Raw genomic sequence first — 600 nt, 5'->3', positions numbered from 1 at the left:
TCATTTTTGCCTGTCATCCCCGGCATCGTCGCAGCCGCCGGCTGAAAAACTAAAAAAGAGAAGGGATTCGCCTCCCCTTCTCTCACCCGTTACCGTTTACAGCTTATCGCTTAATGCTTATCGCTCACCTGGCTGATACTCCGGGCTTCGTTCACCACTTCCCGGAGTACGCGGCGGTCAAGCCACCGGCGGCAGGGGTCTCCCGGGAAACGCAGAATGTCAGTCATCACGCCGCAACCTTCAATATCCTCTTCCTGCTCATTAACCAGCGTCAGCAGTACCGGGCAGAAACGGGCATTGCGGACAAGAATGGCATCCAGCACCTTATCCAGTTCGTCCCCGTCGTCTGCATCGAGCCAGTTCTCATGGTCGTATTCGTCGGCCAGAAGCCGCCAGTTCCCGATGCGCTTTTCCAGCAGACGGGGCACGCCGGACGGCGCCAGCGCTGCCGCAATGCGCCGCGCATCCTGGCGGACGATTTCACATACTCGGTCAGCGGATGCTTTCAGGAACGTCAGCAGGTCGGCGCATTCTTCCGTGGTCAGCCATTCCTGTGCATATGGCAGGCGGATTTCGGTACATTCGCGTACCGTGGCAGGG

At 58.7% G+C, this 600-nt stretch carries 1 pseudogene; it reads right to left on the bottom strand.

Features of this window, described 5'->3' with window-relative positions:
* Positions 1–110 precede the first annotated feature (110 nt).
* Positions 111–600, bottom strand: a pseudogene (locus HV477_RS27975) (hypothetical protein); the annotation flags it as partial.

Origin of the sequence: Salmonella sp. SG203 (assembly GCF_013350575.1) — a bacterium.
Classification (GTDB): Bacteria; Pseudomonadota; Gammaproteobacteria; order Enterobacterales; family Enterobacteriaceae; genus Salmonella; species Salmonella enterica.
This window is presented reverse-complemented; position numbering and strand designations above follow the sequence as displayed.